General features: G+C 40.3%; 23 protein-coding genes and 1 riboswitch. Of the genes, 7 read left to right on the forward strand and 16 right to left on the reverse strand.

What is annotated here, in order from left to right; genetic code table 11:
• Window positions 1–127 precede the first annotated feature (127 nt).
• The 3 genes from ACYP5M_RS12400 (at window position 128) to ACYP5M_RS12410 (ending at window position 1,321) form a co-directional block, all read left to right on the forward strand.
• A complete protein-coding gene (locus ACYP5M_RS12400; RefSeq protein ID WP_452444430.1) occupies window positions 128–595 on the forward strand; it encodes a hypothetical protein in 468 nt (155 codons plus the stop codon).
• Window positions 596–995: 400 nt separating this feature from the next.
• Window positions 996–1,157, forward strand: coding sequence for a hypothetical protein (locus ACYP5M_RS12405; protein WP_452444429.1), 162 nt, complete (start codon window positions 996–998; stop codon window positions 1,155–1,157).
• Entirely contained in the window at window positions 1,154–1,321 is a 168-nt protein-coding gene (locus tag ACYP5M_RS12410) for a hypothetical protein (RefSeq protein ID WP_170971670.1), read from the forward strand. The genes ACYP5M_RS12405 and ACYP5M_RS12410 overlap by 4 nt, the downstream gene beginning before the upstream one ends.
• Before the next feature lie 92 nt (window positions 1,322–1,413).
• On the opposite strand, the gene ACYP5M_RS12415 is transcribed toward ACYP5M_RS12410, so the two are convergent.
• From ACYP5M_RS12415 to ACYP5M_RS12460, 10 genes are all read right to left on the reverse strand, one after another.
• Window positions 1,414–2,613: a phosphoglycerate dehydrogenase gene (locus ACYP5M_RS12415; RefSeq protein ID WP_452444428.1), complete on the reverse strand. Its 1,200-nt coding sequence runs from the start codon at window positions 2,611–2,613 to the stop codon at window positions 1,414–1,416.
• A gap of 106 nt (window positions 2,614–2,719) precedes the next feature.
• Window positions 2,720–2,798: riboswitch (ZMP/ZTP riboswitch) on the reverse strand.
• 109 nt (window positions 2,799–2,907) lie between these two features.
• Complete coding sequence (locus ACYP5M_RS12420; protein WP_452444427.1) at window positions 2,908–4,248, reverse strand: sugar porter family MFS transporter; 1,341 nt, start codon at window positions 4,246–4,248, stop codon at window positions 2,908–2,910.
• A 22-nt stretch (window positions 4,249–4,270) separates the two neighbouring features.
• Complete coding sequence (locus ACYP5M_RS12425; protein WP_427571437.1) at window positions 4,271–4,696, reverse strand: RbsD/FucU family protein; 426 nt, start codon at window positions 4,694–4,696, stop codon at window positions 4,271–4,273.
• Window positions 4,689–5,603, reverse strand: coding sequence for a fumarylacetoacetate hydrolase family protein (locus tag ACYP5M_RS12430; protein WP_452444426.1), 915 nt, complete (start codon window positions 5,601–5,603; stop codon window positions 4,689–4,691). The genes ACYP5M_RS12425 and ACYP5M_RS12430 overlap by 8 nt, the downstream gene beginning before the upstream one ends.
• A gap of 15 nt (window positions 5,604–5,618) precedes the next feature.
• The gene (locus tag ACYP5M_RS12435) at window positions 5,619–6,392 is read right to left on the reverse strand and encodes an SDR family NAD(P)-dependent oxidoreductase (RefSeq protein WP_260358570.1); all 774 of its coding nucleotides are present in this window, start codon (window positions 6,390–6,392) and stop codon (window positions 5,619–5,621) included.
• Window positions 6,389–7,204 carry an SDR family NAD(P)-dependent oxidoreductase gene (locus ACYP5M_RS12440; protein ID WP_452444425.1) on the reverse strand — a complete coding sequence of 272 codons (816 nt, stop codon included), beginning with the start codon at window positions 7,202–7,204 and terminating at the stop codon, window positions 6,389–6,391. Before ACYP5M_RS12440 ends, ACYP5M_RS12435 begins: the two co-directional genes overlap by 4 nt.
• Window positions 7,205–7,234: 30 nt before the next feature.
• The gene (locus ACYP5M_RS12445) at window positions 7,235–8,398 is read right to left on the reverse strand and encodes a UxaA family hydrolase (RefSeq protein WP_260358572.1); all 1,164 of its coding nucleotides are present in this window, start codon (window positions 8,396–8,398) and stop codon (window positions 7,235–7,237) included.
• Window positions 8,395–8,724 carry a UxaA family hydrolase gene (locus ACYP5M_RS12450; protein WP_434167781.1) on the reverse strand — a complete coding sequence of 110 codons (330 nt, stop codon included), beginning with the start codon at window positions 8,722–8,724 and terminating at the stop codon, window positions 8,395–8,397. Before ACYP5M_RS12450 ends, ACYP5M_RS12445 begins: the two co-directional genes overlap by 4 nt.
• Window positions 8,705–9,568 (reverse strand): amidohydrolase family protein, encoded by an 864-nt coding sequence (locus ACYP5M_RS12455; protein WP_452444424.1) that lies wholly within the window; start codon window positions 9,566–9,568, stop codon window positions 8,705–8,707. The genes ACYP5M_RS12450 and ACYP5M_RS12455 overlap by 20 nt, the downstream gene beginning before the upstream one ends.
• 175 nt (window positions 9,569–9,743) lie before the next feature.
• The gene (locus ACYP5M_RS12460; protein ID WP_452444423.1) at window positions 9,744–10,187 is read right to left on the reverse strand and encodes an ATP-dependent metallopeptidase FtsH/Yme1/Tma family protein; all 444 of its coding nucleotides are present in this window, start codon (window positions 10,185–10,187) and stop codon (window positions 9,744–9,746) included.
• A 171-nt stretch (window positions 10,188–10,358) separates the two neighbouring features.
• Here ACYP5M_RS12460 and ACYP5M_RS12465 point away from each other — a divergent pair, with 171 nt between their 5' ends.
• Window positions 10,359–10,874 (forward strand): GNAT family N-acetyltransferase, encoded by a 516-nt coding sequence (locus tag ACYP5M_RS12465; protein ID WP_434167784.1) that lies wholly within the window; start codon window positions 10,359–10,361, stop codon window positions 10,872–10,874.
• 53 nt (window positions 10,875–10,927) lie between these two features.
• Here ACYP5M_RS12465 and ACYP5M_RS12470 read toward each other — a convergent pair whose 3' ends face one another.
• A complete protein-coding gene (locus ACYP5M_RS12470) occupies window positions 10,928–11,944 on the reverse strand; it encodes a LacI family DNA-binding transcriptional regulator (protein ID WP_260358577.1) in 1,017 nt (338 codons plus the stop codon).
• A 156-nt stretch (window positions 11,945–12,100) separates the two neighbouring features.
• On the reverse strand, window positions 12,101–12,517 hold the full coding sequence (locus ACYP5M_RS12475; protein WP_452444422.1) for a VOC family protein: 417 nt from the start codon (window positions 12,515–12,517) through the stop codon (window positions 12,101–12,103).
• A 577-nt stretch (window positions 12,518–13,094) separates the two neighbouring features.
• On the opposite strand from ACYP5M_RS12475, the gene ACYP5M_RS12480 reads away from it, so the two are divergent.
• Window positions 13,095–13,673 (forward strand): hypothetical protein, encoded by a 579-nt coding sequence (locus ACYP5M_RS12480; RefSeq protein WP_452444421.1) that lies wholly within the window; start codon window positions 13,095–13,097, stop codon window positions 13,671–13,673.
• 112 nt (window positions 13,674–13,785) lie between these two features.
• On the opposite strand, the gene ACYP5M_RS12485 is transcribed toward ACYP5M_RS12480, so the two are convergent.
• From ACYP5M_RS12485 to ACYP5M_RS12495, 3 genes are all read right to left on the reverse strand, one after another.
• The gene (locus ACYP5M_RS12485; RefSeq protein ID WP_101223285.1) at window positions 13,786–14,277 is read right to left on the reverse strand and encodes a PTS sugar transporter subunit IIA; all 492 of its coding nucleotides are present in this window, start codon (window positions 14,275–14,277) and stop codon (window positions 13,786–13,788) included.
• A gap of 80 nt (window positions 14,278–14,357) precedes the next feature.
• Window positions 14,358–14,744 carry an iron chaperone gene (locus tag ACYP5M_RS12490; RefSeq protein ID WP_452444420.1) on the reverse strand — a complete coding sequence of 129 codons (387 nt, stop codon included), beginning with the start codon at window positions 14,742–14,744 and terminating at the stop codon, window positions 14,358–14,360.
• Window positions 14,745–14,838: 94 nt separating this feature from the next.
• On the reverse strand, window positions 14,839–15,483 hold the full coding sequence (locus ACYP5M_RS12495; RefSeq protein WP_452444419.1) for an alpha/beta hydrolase: 645 nt from the start codon (window positions 15,481–15,483) through the stop codon (window positions 14,839–14,841).
• Window positions 15,484–15,682: 199 nt separating this feature from the next.
• Here ACYP5M_RS12495 and blaOXA point away from each other — a divergent pair, with 199 nt between their 5' ends.
• Together blaOXA and ACYP5M_RS12505 are read left to right on the forward strand one after the other, a co-directional pair.
• A complete protein-coding gene (gene blaOXA, locus ACYP5M_RS12500; RefSeq protein ID WP_452444418.1) occupies window positions 15,683–16,474 on the forward strand; it encodes a class D beta-lactamase in 792 nt (263 codons plus the stop codon).
• Between the two features lie 190 nt (window positions 16,475–16,664).
• A complete protein-coding gene (locus ACYP5M_RS12505) occupies window positions 16,665–17,324 on the forward strand; it encodes a DUF1796 family putative cysteine peptidase (RefSeq protein ID WP_452444417.1) in 660 nt (219 codons plus the stop codon).
• 236 nt (window positions 17,325–17,560) lie between these two features.
• Here the strand turns inward: ACYP5M_RS12505 and ACYP5M_RS12510 are convergent, their stop codons facing one another.
• Window positions 17,561–19,318 (reverse strand): SulP family inorganic anion transporter, encoded by a 1,758-nt coding sequence (locus ACYP5M_RS12510; RefSeq protein ID WP_260358583.1) that lies wholly within the window; start codon window positions 19,316–19,318, stop codon window positions 17,561–17,563.
• Between the last annotated feature and the right edge of the window lie 12 nt (window positions 19,319–19,330).

Consider the following 19,330-nt stretch of genomic DNA (forward strand, 5'->3'; position numbering starts at 1 on the left):
GCAACTTCAGGCAGGGGATGCATTACTTCACCTTTGTTTATTAAATTATTCTGCTCGTGCTGCATATACTGCTTTAAACAAGGAATCTTCCTCAGAACATACACAACCTTTAAGGGGGGGCATAGCATTGGTAACTTCACAGGGAACTGCTTCAATTAGCTTTCCATTCCCATCTGTTTGGGGTATCCACTCTTCAATAGCTGGCAGGACGATTATTTGGGGCACACTCATCATTGACTCTATTACAAATAATAGGGTGGTTGGTACGGTTAATTTTCGTGGCAGACCCATTCCGATTAATGGATTATGGAATGAAAGCACCAAACAAATCGCATTTGATTCACCCTTTGCCACATTCTCTGGCAACTTAACCATAATGGATGATTTCCAGATTAGGATTCGACATTTCATTCTTCAAGGACGTTTTCTTATGAAGCCTCCCTCTCTGCAAGCAGGTGAGTCTGGATCATGGATTGCCACTACTGATATAGCTCTGAATGAATATCCTGTTAGCGGTAATGCCTATTCCGGGCAATTACCTCCTGTTGGAGCTTTTTTAACATCGAATATCCTTCATCAGCATCAGAATTTTTGAGGAAGAACAGTATAGGGTAATCCATTCTGTGTAGAAATGGTGTTTCACATAAGGAATCGTCTCTGCATTCCATAGGGACGATTCTTTTACTTAGAGGAAATTAACAAAAGTCATATTGAACTGAAGGGTTGGATGAGAATTTAAGGTTACATTGATTTAGGTTCGCAACAAGTTGCTCCCTGGCGTTCAGCTGATCGCAATGCTTCCCCTATTGGGTACCGTTTTGCCTGTCTCACTAAGTAGATATTTATAAGAGATAGTTATTTTGGTAGATAAATTATGAATCCATTAACTTAAAATGAGTACAGATGGAATATAGATTGACAGCATTTTCTCAGTACTTCATACTATTGTATTAATAGAAGTGACAGAATATTTGGTTAATTAGGAGGATGAATCAATGAAACCAGCAATAATGACAATGGATTTACAATTATTAGCAGATGTTCTCAGGGAAAATAATTGTACAAGTTTTATAAACGCAACAGCAGAAAAGGATTTTCAAGTGGCTCAAATGCTTGATGTATTAATATTTGAGGGTAAAGGGGAGGGTGGCATATGACTAAGCTCAGAATCCTTTTAACCATTCCTATATTGCTATATGGAATCTACGTATTTGTTGCCATTCAAAACGATAAGGATATTCCGCTTTATTTGCATCTTCTATTCGCACTCTACTTAATGTTGTTTGTACATTATGAGGAAAAAACGGAGGTGAAACCCTGACAGATTTTCAGTTTAATACACAAAGCCTAAAAAGCCTCAACTCCTTAAAGGAATTGAGGCTTCACTATTAATCATCTTTCTTCCGTTTCCAATTAGATAATACGAGTTGTAACGATGCCTTCGATTTGTTTGATTTTTTCTTCCAAGCCAGGAATGATATCGCCATTTACTTCACCGTCAATGTCGATGATCGTATATGCATATCCCCCACGGCTTCTGTTAACCATGTCAGCGATGTTCAGATTAAAGCCAGATACAGCCAGCGTGATTTGCCCAACCATGTTCGGAACGTTTTCGTGGAAAGTTGCCACACGACGGTTACCTGTATAAGGAAGGGAAGTGTTCGGGAAATTCACAGAGTTCTTGATGTTCCCTGTTTCTAAAAAGCTCTTCAACTGACGAGCTGCCATGATGGCACAGTTTTCCTCTGACTCTAGCGTAGAGGCACCAAGATGCGGAATTGGAACGACATTTTTCATTTTCAACACGTTTTCATTCGGGAAGTCTGTAATGAACTTGCCTACTTTTCCGCTTTCAAGTGCAGCTTGCATATCATCTTCATTCACTAGCTCGCCGCGTGAGAAATTCAAGATATGTACGCCCGGCTTCATGATGCTGAATGTTTCTTGGTTGAACATTCCTCTTGTGTCGTCAGTTAATGGAACGTGTACTGTAATATAATCAGATTCTGCAAACAATTCTTCAATCGTCATGGCGCGCTGTACATTGCGTGACAAGTTCCAAGCTGTATCAACAGAGATGAACGGGTCAAAGCCAATGACATCCATGTCCAAATCAAGCGCATCATTCGCTACAAGTGCACCGATCGCTCCTAAACCGATTACGCCAAGTGTTTTTCCCTTGATTTCTTTACCAACGAATTGTTTCTTTCCTGCTTCAACAAGCTTCGGAATTTGTTCTCCTTCGCCTTCAAGCGTCTTTGTCCAAGCCACACCGGCAAAAAGGTTACGAGATGAAGCCATTAATGTCGTCAGCACCATTTCTTTTACAGCGTTTGCGTTAGCCCCAGGTGTATTGAAAACGACAATTCCCTGCTCGGTGCATTTGTCGACCGGAATATTATTGACTCCAGCCCCTGCCCTTGCGATTGCCTTTAACTGATCGCCGAATTCCATAGTATGCATGTTAAAGCTGCGAAGAACGATTGCATCAGGGTTTTCACTGTCATTATCAACCGTAAATTCCCCTTTGTTGAATACATTCAGTCCGCTTTCGGCAATATTATTTAACGCCTTGATCGTTTTCACTTTTTCTAAAAGAATTGTGCTCATTTTGTTTGCTCCTCTTTTGAATATGATAGTTTCGAAATTTCAAAATACTGACTTTAAACCTTCACTATCTGTTAATATACAGAAAGAGGCAAGGGATAAACTCCCTTACCTCTGCCCAGGCGAACGGCTACGACACTATGTGTTCCCTCACGGTTATCCGTGTTTCGCCAGTTGCACATAGTCTTTTTCATTTATTTCATTCTATCAAACTATTCTGCAATCTTCAATATCAAATTATATATTTATCCCTTTTTTTGCAGAATCCACAACTCACCACGACTGCGAATGCCGGACTCAAGCAGGTTTAATCGCTTTTGCCAAATCTTGTTCACGCCAGTATTCTTCAATTTCCTCCAATGATTTCCCTTTTGTTTCAGGAGTTTTATAGTGTATGAATACGCAAGCTACCACTGATAAGAACGCATAGATGAGAAAGACGTTATTGCCAATGACACTTAACAGTGGCGGGAACGTGTATGAAAAAAGGAAGTTCAATGTGTATTGTAAAAAGGTGATGACTCCCATTCCGATCGCTCTTGCCTGCAATGGCAGCACTTCCGGTATGAATAGCCAGAAGACAGGGCCAAGGCCGATTCCGAATGCGAAGACATATAAGAACACACAAACCATGCTGAAGATCGTATAATCCGAAAATAATGCCAATCCGATCAGTGGCAGGACCTGACCGCCAATACTGTAGATTAGCAGCGTTTTTCTGCCTAGTTTATCAATGATGAATAACGAGATGGCAGTGGAAACGACCAAGGCCGTCCCGATTCCGAAGTTTGCTATATTGGAACCGCTCCATCCGTTGATTTCAACCCCTTCGAAAATGATCGGGGCAAAGTATACAACGGCATTGATTCCCGTGAAGACTTGGAAGAATGTTAAGATGAAATTCATATTCAATATTTTTTTATATTGGTGTACTAAATGTTTGAATCCTACGCTTTGCTGTTTAAGGGAATGATTGATGTCACTTATTTCATCTTCCACTTCTTGCTTCGTTCCCCTTAGTTTCATCAAAACCTTCCTTGCACGGTCTTCCTTTCCTGCAGCCATGAGCCACCGTGGGCTTTCCGGTGAGATAAGCATTCCAAATGTGAAGATTGCTGCTGGAATGATCCCGATTCCGAGCATGATTCTCCAAGATCCGCTAGCGGAGAAGGAAGCACCCACTATGTAAGCACTCAATATCCCGACGTTTACACTTAGTTGATATAAAGCGCCGATCAATCCCCTGATTTTAGGAGGAGCCAATTCCACCAAATAAATAAGTGAACACATATTGGCTATTCCGCAGCCGATTCCCAGGATGAACCGCGATGCAATTAAAACGCTTACATTTGTAGCGAAGGCACAACCAATCGACCCGACGATGAATGTGATGCCCGCTCCAATCAGGAGTGATTTCCTTCCAAGCACCTTAGATAGTGAAGTGGAAAGGACGATAGCAGGCAATGCCCCTAATAACAGGAAACTTACTATCAATCCTTGACCCGACGGGCTTAGTCCAAACTCTTCGGTGATGAATGGAATCGCTGGAGAAATGGCACCGGAATCGAAACCATATAATAGTCCGGCCAACCCGCCAAAAATCGCATAAACATACATAATATTCGGAATCTTTTGCAAAGCAATCACTCCTTTTAGTAAATTAAAGTACACCTTTTTTCAATATGAGATTTGCATACTGTGCTCGTTCACTAGTTGCGATAATGGCATAGGCCGCTTTACTTCGTTCGTAAAAGTCCATTCGTTCCAGTTTTCCGATTTTGATAGGAATATCGTTCGTTTTTTTCATTATATCTTCATAACTCTTCCAGATTGCAGGGCTTTTTTCATCGCCTTCCACAGGATTCATCAATATGACGGGATGTTTCACATACGTATCGAGTGGAAAGAATGCCAATATCGCTTGCAGGAAGTCGGCCACGCCATGTCCATGGCCGTTGATGATCCGGCTTGAATGACTTGCAGCCGGATAATTCCCGTCTGCAAGTACGATTTCATCACCGTGCCCCATCTCCATCATGATCTTCATCAATTCAGGAGAAAGTATTGGCGGAATTCCTTTAAGCATTCGTCAAAGCCTCTTCGCTTTCAGCGACAAATGTGTTCGTGAGTGATCCCAGTTTTTCGATTTCAACGGTGACCACATCCCCTGGCTGAATATAAACACGCTGTTCGGCCGGTAAACCCAATACGACTCCTTCAGGTGTACCTGTCAATATAAAATCGCCCGGTTCCAATGTCATATGCTTGGAAATATAACTGATGATTTCCGCACATGAAAAGATCATATCTGATGTATTGGAATTCTGTCTTAGTTCTTCATTAACATACGTTTTCAATTGCAGGTCGTTTGGATTCCCCACTTCGTCCGCTGTTACCAGGTAAGGGCCAACAGGACTGAAATCATCACAGGTTTTCCCAAGCAGCCATTGCGGCGTCCTCATTTGCAGATCTCTTGCCGACAAATCGTTGACCGTACAATACCCGAACACATGGGAGAGTGCTGCTTCTTCGGAAACGTTTTTTGTCTTTTTGCCGATCACGATTCCGAGTTCCACTTCATAGTCCAGTTCATTCGTTACGATTGGTATGGCAATCTCACATCCGTGACCCGTTAATGTATTATCAAACTTGTTAAATAAGATTGGCACTTCAGGATACGGTGCATTGGTTTCATCTGCATGTCTTTTGTAATTCAACCCAACACAAATGATTTTATGCGGCTTTGTTATACTGGGACCGAATGTGAGCCCTTTCTCTTCAATTACTTCAGCCATTCCTTCTTTGACAGCTTCATGGACCTTATTTTCAAATTCGTCCCGTTCGGATTGGCTGAAGTTTATCACTTGCATCACATCCGACACGATTTGGTTCCATTCATTCCTCTTCGCCGTTTCTTCGATATCTATTAAATGATTCTCAACTTGAACGGCCAGTTTTTGCTGTTCGTCTTTAATAAAAGTAGCCAATTTCATCGTTTCTTCCCCCTTTTATGCATTTTTCCCAAAAACAACCCCACCATCGATATATAAAGGCGATCCCATCATGAACGCAGACTCATCCGAAGCTAGGAACAGTGCCGCTTTTGCTACATCACTAGGTCTGCCCAAATCGCCGCTCAATTGTCTTTTCTTGATCGTGCCGATGGCAACCTCAGGATCGTCATATGAAGTTTTCAAGTAATTTTCGACGAACGGTGTCAAGATCGTACCCGGCAATAAAGCGTTCACCCGAATATTATAAGGTGCATAATCCACTTGCATCGCTTTCGTTAAAGCCAGTACGGCTCCTTTCGTTGCAGAGTATGCGGCACGTTTCACGAGACCCATTTCCGCTGCACATGATGACATATTGATAACGACCCCGCTTTTTTGTTCCATCATATAAGGAATCGTGTATTTAGAAGGCAGATAAACCCCCTTCACATTCACGCTCATGATGCGGTCCCACACATCCGGTTCCACTTCGTCCACCCTGCCTACGTTTGAGATTCCGGCATTGTTGAATAATATGTCTATTTTCTTATAGGTTTCGATTATCTGGGAGATTGCGGATTGAACCGCTTCCGGATCCGTTACATCCACCTCATAAAATGCCGCTTTCCCGCCAGCCTCCTCTATTTCAGAAACGGTGCCCTGCCCGTTTTCAGCATGAATATCGGTAATGATGACAAATGCGCCTTCACTAGCAAATAAACGGGCTGATTCCTTCCCGATCCCGCTTCCACCGCCAGTGATGACAGCGATTTTATTTTGCAGTCTCATGACGTTACCTCCTGCTCATGATTCATATGATCTTCAGGCTGCGCCGCTTTCACCGTTAAACCGCCATCCACCATTAACAGATGCCCGTTGATTTGCATGGCTTCATCGGAAGCCAAAAATACGACGGAGTCGCCAATTTGTTTTTCGGTCCCAAGTCTCTTCATCGGATTGGCTTCAATCTCTTTTGCGAGAATTTGCGGATCCTCCAAATATTCCTCACACATATCCGTCGCAACGGTGCTTGGGCCGACAGCATTCACATTGATATTGTATTTGCCTAGCTCAATCGCCAATGCCTTCGTTAAATGCGAGGCGGCTGCTTTCGATGAAATATAGTGGGGAATGACCGGACTCGTGACAAGGACGCTAGCCGTTGATGTAATATTGATGATCTTGCCATATTTATTTTCAATCATTCGCTTCGCCACTCTTTGTGTCGTCAAAAAGATTGATTTCACATTTGTTCGGTACGTATCATCCCATGTCTCTTCCGAAAGGCTCAAAAAAGGCTCAAACGGTGCAATACCAGCATTATTCACTAGAATATCCACCGTTCCCAACTCTTTTTCCACTTCATTGATCATGGCATCGACATCTTCCTTCATCCCAACGTTCGCTTTCACGACGATCGCTTTGATATGAAACTCGGATTCTACTTTTTCTTTTAACGCATTCGCTTTTTCAAATGACCTCGGCGATGTATAGTTGATCGCCACATTGGCACCCTCTTCAGCCAATCTCATGACAATCGCTGCACCGATTCCCCGGCTGCCTCCTGTGACAAGCGCTGTTCGATTATTCAATTTACCCATATGAATTCTCCTCCCTTTTCCTATCTGTTTCTAAAGGCTGATGCTGATCCGGCTGATGCTAAATTCCTGATGTCCAAGAATTTCCGCCTTTGTCAGTTCACCTTGGGCTGTTTTAGCAATCGTTTCAAAAATGCGATTTCCTGCATCCTCCGTCGTTTCTTTCCCTTTCATGACTGGGCTTGTATCAATATCGATGTTATCGATCATCTTGATTGCCGTATGTTCATTTCCCGTTATTTTGATGACCGGGATAATCGGGTTTCCTGTCGGTGTCCCTCTTCCTGTCGTAAAGCAGACCATATGTACACCGGCGGCCGCCATGCCTGAAACACACTCGATATCATTCCCCGGGGAATCCATGAAGTAATAGCCATTACCCGGGATCTCTTCCGCAAATGATAAGACATCGTTCAAGGGGGCCGTACCTGCTTTACTAATGCAGCCAAGCGATTTTTCCTCGATGGTCGAGAGCCCTCCCTCAATATTGCCCGGGCTCGGGTTCCCGCCACGCATATCTGCCCCGATGCGTTCCACTTCTTTTTCGAATCTATCAACATATGCATATAGTTTATTGGCCACTTCTTCGCTCACTGCTTTTTGGGCAACAATATGTTCAGCTCCGATGATTTCCGTGGTTTCACCCATTACGATCGTACCGCCCTGTTTCAAGAGCTGATCAGCGGTTTTCCCTAAAGCGGGATTGCTGCACAGACCGGATGTAGCATCGGAACCGCCGCATTTCACACCAACTATCAATTCTGAAATGGGGGCATCCACTTGCGGCACTTTTTCGAGTTCCAGAAATAAACCCTTCGCCACTTCAGTCCCCTTCTTAATCGCGTTTATCGTCCCGCCTGCATCTTGGATATCAAGCCACTCCACAGGTTTTCCCGTTTCTTCTTCGATTTCCCGTTTCAATACTTTGGCATCAATCACCTCACAGCCCAAGCTGATCAACAGAACCGCACCAACGTTCGGGTTTTTCCCCATTCCGCCAAGAAGTTTATGTGTACGTTCTTTGTCATCACCAATCTGGCTGCACCCATGCTGATGCGGAATGGCCACTGATTCCGGTACAGCTTGCTGGATTCTGTTGGCCACATGATTGGCGCAAATGACGGTAGGGATGATCAATAGATGATTACGGATTCCAAATTTGCCATTTGAACGGCGATACCCTTTTATCCTGCTCATTGTGTTTGCTCCCCTTCCGCCTTATCTCCTCTTCCTCTGATTCCCTCAATATTATGTATGTGGACATGTTCACCAGGCTCGATATCCATCGTGGCTGCACCGATTACTTCTCCATATTTGATGACCGTCGCCGATCGCTGAATCGGTTTGATTGCGATTTTATGCCCAAAAGGAATCGAATGCTTTGCTTTTACTTCCATTTTTTTACCATTTATGACAAAGAGTAATGTTTCCCCTTCTTTTACATCTTTCAATGAAGTCGCTACATTATCCTGATCAGACATGACGATGCTTGTAACGTCCTGTTCATAAGCTAACTGGCCCATTTCGCTCTCCCCTTTCTTTTAGTTTGTAAAAGGCTTCAGCATTTCCAGAAAATATCCCATCCACTTCAGCTTGTGTTAAAGTTTCCGGTAAATTCCCTTTAATGACCCTCACTGCGTCTTCATAGCCTCCAGCTGATAAACATACAGGCCAATCGCTGCCGAAAAGTAAACGGTCCGGCCCGAATGCCCGAACAATATGTTGTATGTATGGCTTAAAGTCTTCCGCCTTCCACATTGCAGGATCTGCTTGGGTCAATAAACCCGACAGTTTGCACCAAATGTTCGGAAACTGTGACAAAGTATTCATTTCTTCTTGCCATTTGTTTAATTCCCCTGCTGATATATTCGGTTTAGCCATATGATCGATGATGGCCTTTAGGTTAGGAAGCGTTTTCATCAATGTTAAAATAGATGAAATATGTTTATGATTAATCAACAAATCCACCGGAAGATCATATCGAATAAGCTGTTTCAAATTTTCCACAACTTGTTCCTGTAAAATCCAAGCACTGTCTTCCAGATCCTGCAACATGGGACGTAAACCAACAATTCCCGGTCTTGTCATTAAAGAATCCAATTGCTCCGGGAATGATGGAGCAGATAAGTCAAGCCAGCCCACCACACCATATATCCAGTCATGGCGGTCATACAAGGATAATAGAAATAAAGTCTCTTCATAGGTTGGAGCCGCTTGTACAAGGACGGTCCCCGAAATATCATTCTTATGTATTAAGGGCGATAAATCGTCGGGAAGATAATCCCGATAAAGGACTCCCATATCATTTTTAAGCCAAGAGTAATCACCTCGGTCAATTCTCCAAAAATGCTGATGTGCATCAATCATCAGGCTGACCTCCTCTTGTTATCTTTATGTTACCGGTAACATTAAAATAACAGCAATATTTTAAATTGTCAATAAATTAAACGAAATCTTTTAAACTATCTAAAACGGAATTACCATTTTCAACTCTTGTTAATAAGAAAACTCGCCATTCCCAATTGGAACGGCGAGTTTTTAATCATTTAGAATGTTTCATTCTTTTCATGACAATTAGAAATAGAAAACTAACAAAAATCAGGATGAAAATGATCATGAACGGAATGGTCGTTGTTAAAAGGGTGACCCATCCGCTTGTCTCTGTGTCTGGGATAAACTCAATTTTTCCTATATCAAGTTCCCTTATGGCGTTATTCATTCTGTCTAGCGATATTTCACTATTTGGTACAGACGCGATAAAGTATTGATCCTTTTCATACCCTACCAGCCGACCTCTAATTTCATAAACACTATTTTGTGACTCCACCTTTAAAAATGTCACTTTCCCATCCTCTAAAGTTGTAAAAAATTCATCCTCAGTTAATTTCTCAGTCGGTTCTTCGTCATTATAAAAAACTAGCACAACCCCCAAGGTAACCAAGAAGATTAATAAATAAAATACTTTACTAGGGAAATTCCGCATCATCTCATACCTTCTTCCACATTAAACAAACTATAGGAAATAGTAACATACAAAGTTAAATATTAGAAATCAAACTGTGGATACTCTTGGAATATATCAGGCCGATTAGTTGCAAAATGGATAATATTAGTAAAATATAGGGGATATAGCAAACTTAAAAAAGGAGGAACTAATATGCTAATAAGACATGCATCGGTTGCAGATGCGGAAGGTATAGCAATAGTCCATGTGGATTGCTGGCGAACTACTTATAAAGAAATAATGCCGAGTGATTTTTTAGATAATCTGTCTTATGAGAAAAGGAAAGAAATATGGATAAAGAATATTAATAGAGATGGTAATTATGTTTATGTCGCAGAAAATAACGAAGGAAAAATAGTTGGATTTATAGATGGCGGGAAAAGGGATACGAATCAAGTTGAGAATTCCGGTGATTTAACTGCTATATATATCCTCGAAAATTTTCAAAGAATGGGGATAGGTAAGAAACTCATCAAAGAGTTATTTTTAAAATTCGAGGCACTGGGATTTAAGACAATATTCGTTGAGGTGCTTGAAGACAATAAATCTCGATTCTTCTATGAGGCATTTGGTGCTGAATTGCTTAAAACCGAAAAAATCAAAATGGCTGGTGCTGAATTGAATCTATTGGTTTATGTGTGGAAGGATATTAGCCAAGTATTGTTATGAGCGACATGCCACTGAAGAGGCCACTTATTCTTTGGCCAAAAAAAAAACTCCTATTATTTTATAGGAGCTCCAGATGATTTCCTGATTACCAATTCCGGCTTTAAATTGATCGTCCGATAGTCGGCAGGACCGACTTCATCCACTCGCTCGATCACTAATTGTGTTCCTAAATATCCGAAGTCGTAAGCGGGCTGTGAAGATACGGTTAAAAAGGGATCGAAATCCGAGAATAATTCTAAGTCGTCAAAGCAAACGACAGAAATGTCTTCAGGTACTTTAATCTGTTTTTCTCGTAAACTTTTTATAATTTTGATGGCAATGAAATTATTGGCGGCAAAAATTGCTGTTGGACGCTCAGAGGGCGGAACATTCATCAATCCGTCAATACCGTTCCATTGCTTTTCCTGTTTGTAATGAGTCTCTATTACGAAAGACTGATCGATGTTCAAATCATTTATTTTCAGCGTTTCAATATACGCCTGATAACGCTCTTTCGAAGTGGAAATCGTTAGCGGACCATGAACCATCGCGATTCGTTCGTGTCCAAAATCGATGAGATGCTGAAGAAGCTTTTTCGTTCCTTCATAGTTATCACCAAGCACCCTATCACATGAAACATCTTGAATTTGCCTATCTATCAATGTAAATGGAATCCTGTTTTTAATTAATTTCTTCAAATTTTTTGTCGATTGATCGCCTGTTGGTGCAATAATGACGCCATCCACCCGTTTTGAAATCAATGCATCGATATATTCACTCTCTTTTTCGTAATCCTCATCGGTATTGCATAAAATGAGCTGATATCCCATTTGATTGGCCTTATCTGCGGCCCCTCTCGCTACTTGGGTGAAAAAAGGGTTGGTGATATCGGTTATGATTAATGAAAGCAGCTTCGTTCTTTTAATATTCAAACTTTGGGCTGCGGAATTCGGTATATAGTTCAACTCTTTAATGACCGCTTCAACTTTTTCCCTTGTCTTTTCACTGATATTTCCTTTATTATTAATAACTCTCGATACAGTCATCGTTGATACATTCGCTTTTTTCGCAATATCGTAAATTGTCGTCACTTTTTGTACCCGCCTTTACATTATCCCTTATATTGTATCATAAGTATAAATGGTTATTTTATACTTTAGCACTTGGAAGATCATGTTGACCCGGATACGGCACTGAACTTCAAAAAAGGCACAGTCCTTCGTGAAGGATTGTGCCTTGCTTTTGGTTTAATTTTGGTTAAATCCGCTTTCGTCCATGTAAAATACTTCCCAAGAATGTCCGTCGATATCCAGAAAACTCCAACCATACATGAAACCATGATCAATGGCTTCGTTAAAAGGCTTTCCGCCAACATCCAGTGCCCTATTCACGATCTCATCGACTTCTGCCTTACTTTTAACGGAAAGGGCGACGATGGCTTCGGTACTCGCTGCAGAATCCGGGATCTCCTTCTTGGTAAACGTTTTAAAGTAGTCTTCCACCAATAACATGACATATATGGACTCGCTGATAACCATGCATGTCGCATTTTCATTGGTCATTTGCTCGTTAAACTCAAAGCCGACCTTTGTGAAAAATTCTACTGAGGCATCCAAATCTTTAACAGGCAAGTTTACAAAGATCTTTTCTGCTTGAACTCCCATCCAATCACCCTCACTTGATTTATTTGTTCACTCACCTACTATTCGCTGCATTTTTCGATTATCCTGCTTGCAGCAGTGATTGCATTCACATTGAACGGATACAACCTTAGTCACGGGGAACATTCTAAATCACCTACTTAAAGTATTTCAAATATTAAACAGGCTGATTCAATTTTAAAACAACCTGGGAGTTTACCTTAAGAAACTTTCAAGAAGTATATCCCTCTCCCCTTGCTACTTCAACATTGGATCGTGCATAAAAATTGAAATTCGTATACCGGATGGTTTCATAACTAAAACACTTCTTCTCTTTTTTGAAATAAAAATTATATAATTCCATGCTTTACTAAAATTAATTACTTTTAAGGAGGCATGCATATGAAAATTAGTATTAAAACATGAAGTATCCGGAAAACTTTCTGATTTCAGTTGTTTTACCAGGATTGATCCCAATCATTTCGTCCTCCAATAGCCATGCCCTATTATGCAAGTAGCGCAATCCTCGTTTTGCAAATGCAACACAAGTTCAAAAAATAGATGGGAAACAACATTACCCTATGGGATAGGTGGTTCATAAATGGTTACCATTCAAACATATATATCAAAAAATAGTTATGATGCCATTGTTAATAAACATTTATTTGCTAACGAAGATTTTATCCCAATCCATCACTCAAGCGCTAACCAACTGGGAAATCAACAGTTATTTACTTCAAAAGGAACTTCCTTATACGGCACAGTCATTATATCTTATCAAAATCAATTTCTCTCGAGCTTTTATGATTGGGATGAGGTTGATGGTATTTGGTTTTCAATTTTACAGGCAATGTATGATTGTTTAAATACCGATATTGGCAACTACGGCTTTTCTGAACGCTCTATGGGTTGGCAAATGCACAGGCTAAAAGAAAAGAATCCTGCTATATTATTCACATGGTACCATGGTTTAGCTAACAAAGAATGGAATGATATTCCTAAGAAATCCACACTAAGATTCCCTGAAAATGTGCTATTGAATAATTTAATAGAAAAGGGAACCAAGTACTTAAGATTTAGAAATGCTCTATATGATAGCGGTCCAAGCCAAAATATTAACCAGTTAATTAACGATCTTAAATCATTTAATAGTGATTTAGGACATGTGCAATTGGATTAGTACACTGTGCTGAAGTCTTGCAGCTATATTAAAACAGTCCTTGCCGGCACTCGCCAGCAAGGACTGCTTTTCATGTACTAGAAGGCACCTGAAGTCTAATGGCCTTTTCTTGTTATTTCAAATAAACACTCATAATCTGTGTTTCTTTAATTTTTGCCTGGGTACTATTTGTTTTTTCCAGTTTTTCAACTAGCTCGCCATTCGTGATAACGATCGGAGTTACGATGCTTGGAGCTTTTGATTTTAGAAAATCGATATCAAATGTAACTAGCTTGTCTCCTGCTTTTACATTTTGCCCTTCTGCAACGTGGACTTCAAATCCCTCACCATTAAGGTTAACTGTTTCCAATCCAATATGAATCAACAATTCTATGCCATGCTTTGTGCGTAGGCCTAGCGCATGTTTAGTATGAAAAACCTGGATTACTTCTGCATCGATTGGAGATACGACCAACCCCTCCTCAGGAAGAATTGCTATTCCGTCCCCCATCATTTTACCGGAAAACACCGGATCTGGAACATCCTCAATATTTATTACTTGTCCATTAATAGGAGCAAGCAGTTGTTCCACACTCTCTTTTTTACCGAATAATTTTTTGAACATAATATTTCCACCTTTCTCTTTCGGTCTTGAATCTCACAATCAATAGTTAAATATTTGGTGAATTCCGATAATAGTTTTTGTTATTTTTTCTTTTTCAATTTCCCTTCTGCTTTCTTTTTATTCTGTTCCACTCTAAATTTAACCATCTCGGTTATTAATTCATAAGGAATTGGCTTGTTTAGCGGAAACTGAACGGCCCCTTTTGAACATTTATATTCAGATAAAGCAGATTCAAAAGCAGAGATCGCGCTTGGAGTTGGATAGAATCCTATATGTTTTTTATAGGCAGCGAAATGCACCAGATTTCCATATAAAACAAAGGTAGGCATTTGATAGCTTATCTTTTCTTCTGCATCCGGTGCTGCATCCTTCATGACTTTTCTTAACGTTTTTAATATTTCCTGAACTTCTTCGGGAAATTGTATAATGTATTCATCAATTGAATGAAATGTATTGGTACCCTCCATCTTTTCTCCCTTCTTAAATCCAAACTACAATACTCTTATTATAACATTTTCCCCCACCAATCCATGGATTGAGTCCCTTTTGCATTTCGCTAACCTATATTTTTAAAAACTCTTCCATTCTATTCATTACACCTTCTAGCATGATAATCGTCCTTGAGGTATCGAAAGGTTCAATATCCAATAAATGATTTGCATGTGGGATTTTATCCATGCTTATATTCGTTTTATTTTCAATCGCTTGAATTTTAGCTGGAATATAATGATGATCTTTTTCTCCTATAACTATATGTGCTGAATGATTACTGCTCAATAATCCTTCAAAAACCGAAACGAACTTCAATAGCGGCGTGAGCAATATCACTTTGGCATTCATAAACCGCTCACTTTTCATGATTCCATTGATGATGGGTATGGTGCCAAGTGATTTGCCTAGAAATACTGTTCCTTTATATTCATGATTTTGAAGTACCTCCGTAATGACGGGATTGATATCATTAACGATCACTTTTGTGATATCTACCAATGGATGCTTGAAAATATCCTGGTCGTAAGCGTAATGAATATGTACGACATCATACTGATTTTGAAGCATGATCATCGTCGAATAATAGAATAACGGCTTCTCATACGTGTACCCCGCACCTGAAAACATAAAACAAACTGCTGGATTTCCGTTTTCAATATGTGTGTATGTAATTTCTTTTTCAATACTATTTATTTTTCTTTGGTTAACCTCCATGATAGATTCCTCCCATTCTATCGTTTGCTTTTTATATTCATTAGCTACCTGCTGAATTCCTCCTTGATCGATACTATCTAGCTAGATTCCAAGAATTAGGTTTCGTTTTTTATCAGGAATAGGTATACTTTAGATATCAACCTATTTTTTGGAAATTACTTTGATGATCGATCAATCCAGCCTTGAAGGAGAGTGTGTAATGAAAATCAAAGCGTTATGTTTCATTCTTGTCCTGCTAGTCACTGGTTCCATGAGTACGATTCATGCAAGTGCAAACGATCAAAAGGTGAAAAAACTGGATATCGGGGAGTCTTTCGATGGTGCGGAAGGTACAATGGTTCTCCAAAACTTAAAAAATGATAAAGTGTTCATCTATGATAAACAGAGAAGTAAGGTACGCTACACTCCAGAATCGACATTTAAAGTGGCGAATGCATTAATCGGCTTACAGACAAAGGCGGTAAGCGATGAATATGAAGTGAAGCGGTGGGATGGTGTAATCAGGGAATTTGAGGATTGGAACAGAGATCATACGCTGGCTTCAGCCATGAGGCATTCAGTGATCTGGTATTATCAAGCAATGGCCCGCGATATCGGGGCGGAAGATATGCAGCAATATGTGAACCTGATAGATTATGGCAATCATGATATCTCCGGGGGGATCGACCAGTTTTGGCTCGACAGCAGCATTAGGATTTCTGCTCGGGAACAAGTCCAATTCATCGAAAACCTTGTAGAAGAAAAACTGCCTATCGATAAGCAGCATATGAGAACCGTTAAGAGAATCATGATCAATGAAGAAGCAGACTCATATGTCCTCCATGGAAAAACCGGGACACGCCTTTCAGATATGGGATTGGGCTGGTATGTGGGTTACATCGAAACGGACAAAGGAAAATGGGCCTTCGCAACGAACATCGACGGCAGCGGCAGCAAGGCCAAAACGATTACGCTGGATGCCCTGAAAGAGTTGGATATCATAGAAGATTAAAAGTTCACGCATGCTCTCAATTCTTGGGCATGCGTTTTGCTTTGTCTAAAAAGATATTTAAAACCATTTTAATACCTACAAATAATCAAGTTGGATTGAATGCTCTGAAGCCTTTTTTTGGTTTGTCCAATCAAAAAAAAGAAAATTTTCATCTAATATAGTATTGATAATATAGAAAGGGGGATTAATAGTGAAATTAACCGAAATCAAGAAATCTTATGATGTAATCATTCCTTGTGGCAGTGCTTGCACTCCCACTTTGAACCTAAGAAGACTTGGTTTAAGAAGATTCTCTTTGCCTCTTGACTGGGTCTATACTGAGTCATTTGCAGAAGTGGCCAGGCTATATAAAAATCAGTTCAAGGAATATATGGAATTGAGGAATTTGACTTTAGTAGATGGTTCCGGTACTTATTTTGATGATGACGTGGATATAAATGCTGTAAATACCTATTTGGTCAGAGATAACCATTATAAAGTTACTTCAGTTCACGATTTCCCCATCCTGCCTGATAAAGAATGGTTTGAAACATATCCTTATTTCAAAGAAAATTTAGATAAAAGAATTGCAAGATTCAATGACACGATTAACAATAGTGATTCAATCCTATTTGTAAGATGGTCAACAAAATATGACCAAGCCTATTTGTTTCACCAAGAAATGCAGGACATGTTAAAAGAAAAAGAATTTAATGTATTAATATTAGTCCCCTCGGATGATGCTACAAGTATTTCTGAATTAGAATGGAACCTGGAAAATGTTTGTGTTTTAGAAGTTCCTAACCAAATTTGGGATGAGGCCATTTGGGATCATGTTTATAGTGGCATACAATTGAATAGTCTGGATTAACCACTGAGCTAATAACGCTAATGTGTTAACTATTTCAAATTGGACGATTTTAGTTATTGTCTTAAGTTTTTCATCGGGTCATCAACGCCTTTTCGCATCCTTATTTAGTTTTTTAAAGCAAATATCGTTTAGGCAATCATAAATCACATTAATCGCCCTTGGTGATGGTGAATTAATTAAAAAGGTTTAAGAGAAAGGCATCTGCCAAAAGCGGATGCCTTTCTCTTCTTTAGGAGTCAAGTTAATCCTATCTCCCGTTTTCTTTTCTGTTTTAATAACGCTGGCTTTTGAACTTGCTGTGAGAGTGCGGTACATTCAGCAAATGAAAACTGTTTACACCCTTTACAACGATTCTCATCCAGTTTGGATAAAGCCATATTAATGGCATCACCCGTACTGGAAAAGAACTGCTCTTCACCAACCAGTTTAGTAAAACCGGTTTTTTCGAGCATTTCTTTAGGTTCCTGTTGAATACCGGAAATCAACACTTGTAGTTTGTGGGACTTGAATCGCTTCACAATGTCTGTGAGAAGTGCTTCTCCCGAAGTATCAATGAATGACACATTGCTCATTCTTAATAGAAGGACTTTTGGTTTAGAACGCATCATATCTTCGATTTCTTCTTGCAGCCTTTCGATTGAACCAAAGAATAAAGGTCCTTCTATCGTATAAATGTTAATCTGCGGGCAGCTTGAACCTTGTTGTACCATTTCTGGTTTAACTAATTTATCAGCTGGATCTGGTAATACCTTTGATAATTTCAATGTACCGCTCATCAGTTTAACGAACGACAGGATGGCTAATAGTAATCCGATCCCTACACCTGTTGTCAGGTCAATCAATACGGTTAACACGAAGGTAACGATCAATACGACCGAGTCCATGGTTTTTGCTTTTAAGATATGCGAAAATTCTTTGCGTTCGCTCATGTTCCAGGCGACAAACATAAGAATGGGGGCCATGCTGGCCAAAGGAATGGCCGAAGCATAAGGAGCCAAACTGACTAACACGAGCAATACCACCAGCCCATGAATCACGCCTGATATGGGGGAGACAGCACCGTTTTTAATATTCGTTGCGGTACGGGCGATGGCACCTGTAGCCGGAATGCCTCCAAATAAAGGCGTAATCATATTGGTCAATCCTTGTCCCATCAGCTCTTTATTGCTGTTATGTTTACTGTTGGTCATGCCGTCTGCAACCACAGCGGATAATAGTGATTCAATTCCTCCTAGCATGGCAATGACCAAAGCAGCCGGAAGGAGTTCAATCACCAAACCGCCAGTGATCTGGGGAAACTGAAACTGGGGCAATGCATTAGGAATGGCGCCATAGGCCGATCCAATTGTCGCTACCTGACCTGGAAAGAATAAGCTGGCGACTAGAGTTGATACAATCAATCCCAGCAATGCTCCAGGGATTTTCGGTAAATATTTGGGAGTTAATATGACGAGAGTTAAACTTATGATAGCTACCAGTACACTATAGATATTCACTGTATTGAAGTTCAATAAGATTTCCTTCATATTTAAAAGAAAGGCTTCTTCTTTTTTTAAGTTACTGAGTCCAAAGAAATTGGCAATCTGGCCAGAGAAGATAATCACAGCAATTCCAGCAGTAAAGCCGATCGTAACTGGACGGGGAATAAACTTGATGAATCTTCCCAGTTTGAGGACACCCATAAGAAATATCATGATACCTGCCAGGAAGCCGGCGATTAACAGTTTTTCATATCCGTACTGCATGACCACACCTAACAAGACCGGGACAAAGGCCCCAGTCGGGCCTGCAATTTGATATTTCGATCCACCAAAAAGGGAGACCATGATTCCTGCAATAATTGATGTGTACAGTCCATATTCCGGTCTTACTCCGGAAGCAATGGCAAAAGCCATCGCTAAAGGAATTGCTACTATCCCAACTACGACCCCTGCAACCAGATCTTTCTGAAAATGGCCTAAGTTATACCCTTCAAGCCTGCTAGAACTCATCATTTTATCGCTCCT

It is taken from the genome of Peribacillus sp. N1 (genome assembly GCF_054600815.1).

Bases quoted from the DNA above. Each gene is read 5' to 3' on its own strand.
- ACYP5M_RS12415 (WP_452444428.1), bottom strand. From the start codon at position 2,613: ATGAGCACAATTCTTTTAGAAAAAGTGAAAACGATCAAGGCGTTAAAT.
- ACYP5M_RS12450 (WP_434167781.1), bottom strand. From the start codon at position 8,724: ATGGGCCAGTTAGCTTATGAACAGGACGTTACAAGCATCGTCATGTCT.
- ACYP5M_RS12445 (WP_260358572.1), bottom strand. From the start codon at position 8,398: ATGAGCAGGATAAAAGGGTATCGCCGTTCAAATGGCAAATTTGGAATC.
- ACYP5M_RS12490 (WP_452444420.1), bottom strand. From the start codon at position 14,744: ATGGAGGGTACCAATACATTTCATTCAATTGATGAATACATTATACAA.
- blaOXA (WP_452444418.1), top strand. From the start codon at position 15,683: ATGAAAATCAAAGCGTTATGTTTCATTCTTGTCCTGCTAGTCACTGGT.
- ACYP5M_RS12425 (WP_427571437.1), bottom strand. From the start codon at position 4,696: ATGCTTAAAGGAATTCCGCCAATACTTTCTCCTGAATTGATGAAGATC.
- ACYP5M_RS12480 (WP_452444421.1), top strand. From the start codon at position 13,095: ATGGTTACCATTCAAACATATATATCAAAAAATAGTTATGATGCCATT.
- ACYP5M_RS12455 (WP_452444424.1), bottom strand. From the start codon at position 9,568: ATGATTGATGCACATCAGCATTTTTGGAGAATTGACCGAGGTGATTAC.
- ACYP5M_RS12485 (WP_101223285.1), bottom strand. From the start codon at position 14,277: ATGTTCAAAAAATTATTCGGTAAAAAAGAGAGTGTGGAACAACTGCTT.
- ACYP5M_RS12440 (WP_452444425.1), bottom strand. From the start codon at position 7,204: ATGGGTAAATTGAATAATCGAACAGCGCTTGTCACAGGAGGCAGCCGG.
- ACYP5M_RS12465 (WP_434167784.1), top strand. From the start codon at position 10,359: ATGCTAATAAGACATGCATCGGTTGCAGATGCGGAAGGTATAGCAATA.
- ACYP5M_RS12510 (WP_260358583.1), bottom strand. From the start codon at position 19,318: ATGATGAGTTCTAGCAGGCTTGAAGGGTATAACTTAGGCCATTTTCAG.
- ACYP5M_RS12460 (WP_452444423.1), bottom strand. From the start codon at position 10,187: ATGATGCGGAATTTCCCTAGTAAAGTATTTTATTTATTAATCTTCTTG.
- ACYP5M_RS12495 (WP_452444419.1), bottom strand. From the start codon at position 15,483: ATGGAGGTTAACCAAAGAAAAATAAATAGTATTGAAAAAGAAATTACA.
- ACYP5M_RS12410 (WP_170971670.1), top strand. From the start codon at position 1,154: ATGACTAAGCTCAGAATCCTTTTAACCATTCCTATATTGCTATATGGA.
- ACYP5M_RS12475 (WP_452444422.1), bottom strand. From the start codon at position 12,517: ATGGGAGTTCAAGCAGAAAAGATCTTTGTAAACTTGCCTGTTAAAGAT.
- ACYP5M_RS12405 (WP_452444429.1), top strand. From the start codon at position 996: ATGAAACCAGCAATAATGACAATGGATTTACAATTATTAGCAGATGTT.
- ACYP5M_RS12435 (WP_260358570.1), bottom strand. From the start codon at position 6,392: ATGAGACTGCAAAATAAAATCGCTGTCATCACTGGCGGTGGAAGCGGG.
- ACYP5M_RS12430 (WP_452444426.1), bottom strand. From the start codon at position 5,603: ATGAAATTGGCTACTTTTATTAAAGACGAACAGCAAAAACTGGCCGTT.